This window comes from Zavarzinia sp. (assembly GCF_049306435.1).
Classification (GTDB): Bacteria; Pseudomonadota; Alphaproteobacteria; order Zavarziniales; family Zavarziniaceae; genus Zavarzinia.
The window spans coordinates 1-2,418 of sequence record NZ_JBAQRT010000178.1; the positions used below are offsets into that span (position 1 = coordinate 1).

The 2,418-nt window shown below is 67.0% G+C and carries 5 protein-coding genes; all 5 read right to left on the reverse strand.

Features of this window, described 5'->3' with window-relative positions; genetic code table 11:
• Nucleotides 1-131 precede the first annotated feature (131 nt).
• Nucleotides 132-449, reverse strand: a complete 318-nt coding sequence (locus tag WAZ62_RS09850; protein ID WP_422643347.1) for a DUF1799 domain-containing protein — start codon at nucleotides 447-449, stop codon at nucleotides 132-134.
• 77 nt (nucleotides 450-526) lie between these two features.
• The gene (locus tag WAZ62_RS09855; protein WP_422643348.1) at nucleotides 527-871 is read right to left on the reverse strand and encodes a hypothetical protein; all 345 of its coding nucleotides are present in this window, start codon (nucleotides 869-871) and stop codon (nucleotides 527-529) included.
• Nucleotides 872-895: 24 nt separating this feature from the next.
• Entirely contained in the window at nucleotides 896-1,828 is a 933-nt protein-coding gene (locus tag WAZ62_RS09860) for a phage tail tube protein (RefSeq protein WP_422643349.1), read from the reverse strand.
• 14 nt (nucleotides 1,829-1,842) lie between these two features.
• The gene (locus WAZ62_RS09865) at nucleotides 1,843-2,112 is read right to left on the reverse strand and encodes a hypothetical protein (RefSeq protein WP_422643350.1); all 270 of its coding nucleotides are present in this window, start codon (nucleotides 2,110-2,112) and stop codon (nucleotides 1,843-1,845) included.
• Nucleotides 2,113-2,126: 14 nt separating this feature from the next.
• The coding region (locus WAZ62_RS09870) for a phage tail terminator protein (protein ID WP_422643351.1) at nucleotides 2,127-2,418 on the reverse strand (292 nt) is incomplete at its 5' end.

Below are 2,418 nucleotides of genomic sequence, written 5' to 3' on the forward strand. Positions count from 1 at the left end.
GGCCGGCATCGACCTGGGCACCGGCAGTCGTCGCCGCCGCGCCCAGCTCGGTGACCGCGCCCTTGACCCCGACCAGCTCGGCCTTGAGCTCGGAGCCATCGCCGGTCAGGCGGATGCGAAGGTTGAGATCTTCAGCCACGGCGCGACCGCTCCTCGGCTGCGCGACGCTCGTCGCGCGCGCGGAAGGCCTGCAAGGCGCCGCTTTCGCACGCCTGCAGGTCAGCCATGGTCTCGCCGTCCAGAGTCACACCCTTGGTCCTCAACACCAGTTCGGCCGCGACGTAATCGAGGCCGACGATCGTCCCGGTCATGCCCGCGTATTGCCATCGCGTCGCGACGCTCATGAACCGATCCCAGGGCCGCAGGTTGGACGGCCAGAGCTCGATCACCGTCTGACGGCTGGCCCGGGCGCGGAGCTGATCCGCGCCCGGGCCGGACAGCCCCCACATCTCGATCTCGGCAAGCAGGGCATCCTGCTGGCCCGGGCTGATGTCGCCGCCCCCTGCCCAGGTCCGGGCGGCGTCCGTCAGTTTTTTCGCCGGGTCGTCCCGTTGGACAGGCTCGGGAAATAGGCCTGGGCCAGGGCGATGGCGACGTAAGGCACGTTCAGCAGGGCGTCGCGGCGCGCGTCGGTGTACCCGAGTTCCTGCTTGGTCTCGGCCTCGGTGATGCCGTCCCAGCCGGCCCAGGCGGCGCGCAGCACTTCCTTGTCGGGATCGACCGCGCCTTCGCGCAAAGCCTTCTGCTCCTCGTGGTCGATCACCACGAAATGAGCGGTGAACTTCTCGGTCGAGAAGCCACCGGACGAGTTCGGGACCATGACCTTGACGGGGGCCGTGAAGCGCGGCTTTTCGCTGAGGGAGATTTCCATTTTGGGCGTCCGATATCGTTGGGGTTACTGGATGGTGATGGTGAAATCGTCGGCGACCGTGCTGACGCAGAGGTTCATGTTCGCCTGGATCATCAGGCCCTTCGCATCCTCCTGATAGGCCGGATCCAGCAGCTGCACCTTGGGGCCGGAGACGATCACCTTCTTTGCGGCAGCGGAGCCATGGGTGATCGTCAGCGTGTCGCGGGTCTCCGCCTTGATGGTGGTGATCCAGTCTTTCGTCGTGATATCCGGGGCCTCGAACAGGATCGACCCCTTGGCCTGGCGGTCCCCATAGTTGATGCCTTCGTAATTGGTCAGGTTGCGGTACGTGTTCTCGATGCCGAAATCGACCTCGAAGGATTTGACGCCCAGGGTGGAGCCGTGCAGGGTGACCTGGGTGTTGGCGAAGCACACCTCCTCGGGATCCTTGAACGCGGCGAGGGCCGCGCTGGCATTGCCCTGCGCGCCGTCCGCGATGCCGCCCCAGAGGCCAATGAACGTGAACTGAAATTTGGGGACGGCGAACACCGCGCCGGTCAGCTTGACGGTGCCCCGGGCACCCAGCATCTTGTGGCGCAGGCGACCGATGTAGAAAAAGATGGTGACCGAGGTCTCGCCGGAATCGACCGGCTTGTAGTCGACCCGGGTGGTCGCGACCACGGTTTCCGCCATCGCGCAGCCGATCAGTGCGGCGCCATAGGCCGGGGCAGTACCGGCCGCGCCGCTACCCGTCGCCTCGACGTCGAACGACATCTCGCAGTACTCGCCCACGACGAGCTCGCCCTCGTTGCCCAGCCGCCCGCCATCGAGATTGCGCTGGACCTTCTGGTGCACGAGCGGCTTGATCGCCCCATTGACGGTAAGGAAGGCGTTTACACCGGCCACGGGACCGGAGTCGGTGCCGTAGGTGACCTCCGCCTTCAGCATGATCAGCTTCTGCTCCCACTTGTAACCCATCGGTCAGACCTCCTTCAGCGCTTCTTTTTGGGGGTTTCGGGCTCGCCGATCGGCGGATCCGGCTCGGCGATCGGCGCTTCGGCCGGCACCGGGGGCGCGGGGATCGGAGACGAGGTCGGTGCCTCGGCCGGCGCCGGACGGAACTTGTCCGTCGTGTACATGCTGGTGCCATCGGCATTGCGCGGGCCGCCGGCACCGGGCGCGGTCGGCGCCTGGAGCTGGACCAGATCGCCGTCGATCAGCTCGTAACGGCCGCCCTCGACGGGCTTGGGGGTGTTGGTCATGGGGCCTCCTGGCCTTAGCTTTGCTGGTAGTAGAGGGCGGTCGAGAAAGTGTCGCGCCAGGCCAAGCGGCCCGGCCGGGCGGTGCGCATTTCGCCTGTCCCGAAGGTGATGGGACTATCCGTGATATCTTCAGCGACGCCCCAGCCGAGCAGGGCCTGACGCGGCAGGGCGCGCAGGGTCGCCAGCGCATTGAGGGCGGCGGCATCGTCCGCGAAGCGATCGAGGGCGGTCAGCCAGACCGCGAACTCGACCTCGGCTCGTTGCCGCACCCGCATCGTCGTGCCGGTCGGGGCCGCGCCTTCGCGC

What these genes read in the sequence shown, in the direction of transcription:
- WAZ62_RS09850 (WP_422643347.1), bottom strand. Translation starts at nt 449, where the DNA reads ATGTGGGGGCTGTCCGGCCCGGGCGCGGATCAGCTCCGCGCCCGGGCC.
- WAZ62_RS09855 (WP_422643348.1), bottom strand. Translation starts at nt 871, where the DNA reads ATGGAAATCTCCCTCAGCGAAAAGCCGCGCTTCACGGCCCCCGTCAAG.
- WAZ62_RS09860 (WP_422643349.1), bottom strand. Translation starts at nt 1,828, where the DNA reads ATGGGTTACAAGTGGGAGCAGAAGCTGATCATGCTGAAGGCGGAGGTC.
- WAZ62_RS09865 (WP_422643350.1), bottom strand. Translation starts at nt 2,112, where the DNA reads ATGACCAACACCCCCAAGCCCGTCGAGGGCGGCCGTTACGAGCTGATC.